The sequence below is a fragment of the Pseudoduganella sp. RAF53_2 genome (assembly GCF_052113985.1).
GTDB lineage: Bacteria > Pseudomonadota > Gammaproteobacteria > Burkholderiales > Burkholderiaceae_D > Rugamonas.
Window position 1 is genome coordinate 1 of sequence record NZ_JBFRDW010000559.1, and the last position, 4,112, is coordinate 4,112.

The window sequence follows — 4,112 nt, forward strand, 5'->3', positions numbered from 1 at the left end:
GGGTATGGCTGAAGGTGTCCCAGATGGACGGCCCCTTGCCGTCGGCGCTGGCGGCGCCCTCAATCTGAAAGGCGCTGGTGGCGACGCCCCAGGTGAACGAGGGAGGGAATGACTTGATGTCGGTCATAAGATTCCTGAAAACGATTTCATGGCTGTGCAAGCATTAGACCTGATGGGCGGGGCCATGTCAATCATTTACAGGGGAGGGTAGTGCGAGGGCTATGCCTCGCACTGGAGGAAGGGATTAGCGGTACTGCTCGAAATTGGCTTCGTAGTCGGCGAAGTTATCGTCCAACATCTTCTTGAACTGCTCCAGGAAGTATTCCTTGGCTTCGTCCTTTTTCGCCACGAAGGTGTCGCGGTCGGTGTTGGCGCGGGCCAGCAGGTAGGTGTTGTAGCGGGCTGCTGCAAACATCATGCTGGCGCCGACCAGCTGGAAGCTGCCCGGATTGGTTTTTTCCTGCTCGTTTGCCTGGGAGATGAAGTGGTCGGTCGTTTCCCAGAACTTCTGGTCTTCGTTTTGCTTGTCGCTCATGGTCGCTGCAAGAAAGTTACGTTGAAAACCCGAGATAATGCCACGAATAAGGGAAGCCCGTAATAAAAAAACCGGGCGCTGGCCCGGTTTTCATTGTTTAGTTCGCTATGAAGCGCTGGGGGATCTCTATACCGCCGGAGCTGGCCGCCTCCGCATAGGAACGCAACTCGCTGATGGCCGCGTCCAGGTGCTCCTGGCTGGGATTTTCCTGGAAACCTTTGATGCATTCGTTAAGAGACGCTACTTTCCTGCTCCATTCGAGCCGATCAACCTTGCTCATGATTACTACCTCCCTCACAAACATATTCTTGAGGAGATCAGTATCTATCCGCTAGCGCCTGGCGCTCCGTGCGCTAGCGCACATAACGCTGAGCAAGCTCAACGGAGTACGCTGCGCAGGAAAAGGTCGACACCCAGCTCGATCTGCTCGCGGCCGCCGTCCATGCCAATGCCGCAGCGCGATTCAAACAGGAAACGCTTTAGCTGGTCGCCGGTGATGCAATTCAGCAAATGAACGGGCAGCCGCTCCTCTGGAACGTCATCCCGAATCTGGGCGCGGATATCGGGGCGGGAGAAGAAGCGCGCCAGCATTTCGCGCGTCTGGCGCGGACCGGCATCGAAGAAGGCTTCCGCCAGTTCCGGATTGTGATGAGCTTCGGCAATCACGATCTGGTACATGCCGATCGCGCCAGGAGAGGACACCAGCTGGTTAAAGCAGTCGGCAAAATCCACCAGGATGTCGCGGATCGGCTGCTTGCTGTGCTCCATATCTTCCATCTTGGCAAAGTATTCTTCCTTGCGCTGCATGATGAGCGCCTTGAAGAGGCCGGCTTTGCCGCCGAACTTCACATAGATGGTGCGCACGGCGACGCGGGCTTCGCGCGCGATCAGTTCCAGGCTGCACTTGCTGTAGCCCTTTTCATGGAACAAATCACCGGCGGTATTCAGCAAATCCTGCAGACGTGCCTCGGCTTCGCTGGCGCGTGGCCGGCCTGCCTTGACGACTGGTTCGTCTTCGGTGGGTTCTAGTTGCTCGGGAGACATCATTTGGTTCATGGCTTAATACATTCGAGCGTATCAGATGGGGGAACTTTATTCCAATTCAAAATGAAATGCAATCGTTTCATTTCTTGACTTTAGTCAGAGAGTGGCGAATAATGCACATCACCCATTTCATTTCCTGGAGAATGGCATGTCCCAGCACAACCCAGCAGAACAAAAAGTGCTTAGCGCGGTTCCCCCCGCCGCGCCAGCCACCCCGGCTCCGGCCGCAACCCCTCCGAACCGCCGCGTGATCGTGGTGGCGGGCCTGATCGCCCTGGCTGCGCTCGTGGCTGGCGGCCGCATGTGGTATCGCAGCGCTCACTTCGAAGAAACGGACAATGCTTATGTGTCCGGCCACGTGCATCCGGTGTCCACCCGTATTGCCGGTGTGGTATCCAAGGTCCTGATCGACGATAACCAGCTGGTGAAAGAGGGCGACGTGATCGCCGAGCTGGACCCGTTCGACCAGCAAGTGAAAGTGGACCAGATCAAGGCGCAGATCGCCGCGACCGAGCAGCAAGTGGTGCAGGCCGACGCGCAAGTGGCTCAGGCCAATGCCTCGGCCAGCGCCGCCACCGCGCAGATCGCCCAATCGCAGGCCAACCTGCTGCGCGCTTCGCAAGACGCAGAACGTTACAGCCAGCTGTACACCAGCCAGATGAAGGCTGTGTCGAAAGCTGAACTGGATGCCGCTACTGCAGCGCGCACCAGTGCTACCGCCGACGTCACCGCCCGTAAGGACAGCGCCGCCGCCGCCAAGGCGCAGATCGCCGCTGCCGCTTCGGCGCGCGATGTGCTGAAGGCGCAGATCAATGTGCTGAAGGTACAGCTGAAAGACGCCGAACAGCAGCTGGCGTACAACAAGATCCTCGCGCCGGTGACTGGCCGCATCGGCAAGCGCACCCTGGAAGTGGGCCAGCGCGTCCAGCCGGGCCAGCAGCTGACCGCTATCGTGCAGGATGATGTGTGGGTTGTTGCGAACTTCAAGGAAACCCAGCTCTCCACCATGAAGGTCGGTCAGGAAGTGAATCTGTCGGTTGATGCAATTCCGGGCAAGGAACTGGTTGGCCGCGTGGACAGCTTCTCGCCGGCATCCGGCGCGCAGTTCGCGCTGCTGCCGACCGATAATGCGACCGGCAACTTCACCAAGATCGTGCAGCGCGTGCCTGTGAAGATCACGCTGAAGCCGGAAGACATCAAGGCCTATTCGGGCCGCCTGGTGCCGGGGATGTCGGTGGTCGCCGAAGTGTCGATCAAGTCCGCTGAGAAGTTCGCACATTAAAAGGGGCATTGCATGAGCAACCCTACAATGCCGCAGCCGCCCAGCGGCCCGGTCTCGGCCCGCACATGGATTGCGGTTGCCGCGGGCATGCTTGGCGCCTTCATGGCGGTGCTGGACATCCAGATCACCAATGCCTCGCTGAAGGACATCCTGGGCGCGCTGAACGCCACCCAGGAGGAGGGCTCGTGGATTTCCACCGCCTACCTGATCGCCGAGATCATTGTGATTCCGCTGACCGCACTGCTGACGCGCACCTTCTCCATGCGCGGCTACATGATGGGCACCACCGGCCTGTTCCTGCTGTTCTCGACGCTGTGCGGCGCGGCCTGGAACCTGCCAAGCATGATCGCCTTCCGCATGATGCAGGGCTTCACCGGCGGCGCGCTGATTCCGATGGCGATGACCCTGGTGATGGCCAAGCTGCCGCCGTCCAAGCGCGCAGTCGGCATGGCCATCTTCGGCCTGACCGCAACGTTGGCACCCTCCATGGGGCCGACCCTGGGCGGTTATCTGACCGAACTGTATGGCTGGCCGTCGATCTTCTACATCAACTGGGTGCCTGGCATCCTGCTGATTTCCGGCGTGGCCTATGGCCTCGACAAGGAAAAGCGCCAGCTGGACCAGCTGTTCAACTCCGACTGGCTGGGCATCGGCTTCATGGCGCTCGGCCTGGGCAGCCTGACCGTGTTCCTGGAAGAGGGCAATACCAAGGATTGGTTCGACTCGACCTTCATCGTCACCTTCGCCGCCCTGGCCATCGTCGGCTTGCTGGGCTGGGTGGTAACCAGCGCGATGCGCGAGCATCCTTTCGTGAACCTGCGCCTGTACGGCCAGCGTAATTTCCTGGTGGCGACGGCGCTGTCGGCGGTGATGGGCATGGGCCTGTATGGCTCGTCCTTCCTGCTGCCGCTGTACCTGGGCCAGATCGCGGGCTATTCGCCAATGCAGATCGGCGAAGTGATCATGTGGGCGGGCTTGCCGCAACTGTTCATCATGCCGGTRGTGGCGCGCTTGTCGCAGAAGATCGATAACCGCATCCTGTGCTCCTTCGGCCTGCTGCTGTTCGGTGCCTCCTGCATCATGAATGCCTATATGGATGCGAGCACCGGCTACGACCAGCTGCTGTGGTCCCAGGTGGTGCGTGCGCTGGGCCAGCCTTTCGTGATGCTGACACTGTCGAACTTCGCGATGAACGGCATCGATATGAAGGACACGCCTTCCGCTTCGAGCCTGTTCAATATGACGCGTAAC

At 59.7% G+C, this 4,112-nt stretch carries 6 protein-coding genes; 2 read left to right on the plus strand and 4 right to left on the minus strand.

The window, feature by feature from the left end:
• The 4 genes from AB4Z11_RS25265 to AB4Z11_RS25280 all read right to left on the minus strand — a co-directional run.
• Positions 1-127, minus strand: a 127-nt coding sequence (locus AB4Z11_RS25265; protein ID WP_442028537.1) for a family 1 glycosylhydrolase, incomplete at its 3' end; no start/stop codon positions are given.
• A 117-nt stretch (positions 128-244) separates the two neighbouring features.
• A complete protein-coding gene (locus AB4Z11_RS25270; protein ID WP_442028530.1) occupies positions 245-535 on the minus strand; it encodes a DUF3144 domain-containing protein in 291 nt (96 codons plus the stop codon).
• A 97-nt stretch (positions 536-632) separates the two neighbouring features.
• The gene (locus AB4Z11_RS25275; RefSeq protein ID WP_442028531.1) at positions 633-815 is read right to left on the minus strand and encodes a hypothetical protein; all 183 of its coding nucleotides are present in this window, start codon (positions 813-815) and stop codon (positions 633-635) included.
• A gap of 98 nt (positions 816-913) precedes the next feature.
• Complete coding sequence (locus tag AB4Z11_RS25280; protein ID WP_442028532.1) at positions 914-1,591, minus strand: TetR/AcrR family transcriptional regulator; 678 nt, start codon at positions 1,589-1,591, stop codon at positions 914-916.
• A gap of 136 nt (positions 1,592-1,727) precedes the next feature.
• Here AB4Z11_RS25280 and AB4Z11_RS25285 point away from each other — a divergent pair, with 136 nt between their 5' ends.
• Complete coding sequence (locus AB4Z11_RS25285) at positions 1,728-2,861, plus strand: HlyD family secretion protein (protein WP_442028533.1); 1,134 nt, start codon at positions 1,728-1,730, stop codon at positions 2,859-2,861.
• 12 nt (positions 2,862-2,873) lie between these two features.
• The coding region (locus tag AB4Z11_RS25290) for a DHA2 family efflux MFS transporter permease subunit (RefSeq protein ID WP_442028535.1) at positions 2,874-4,112 on the plus strand (1,239 nt) is incomplete at its 3' end.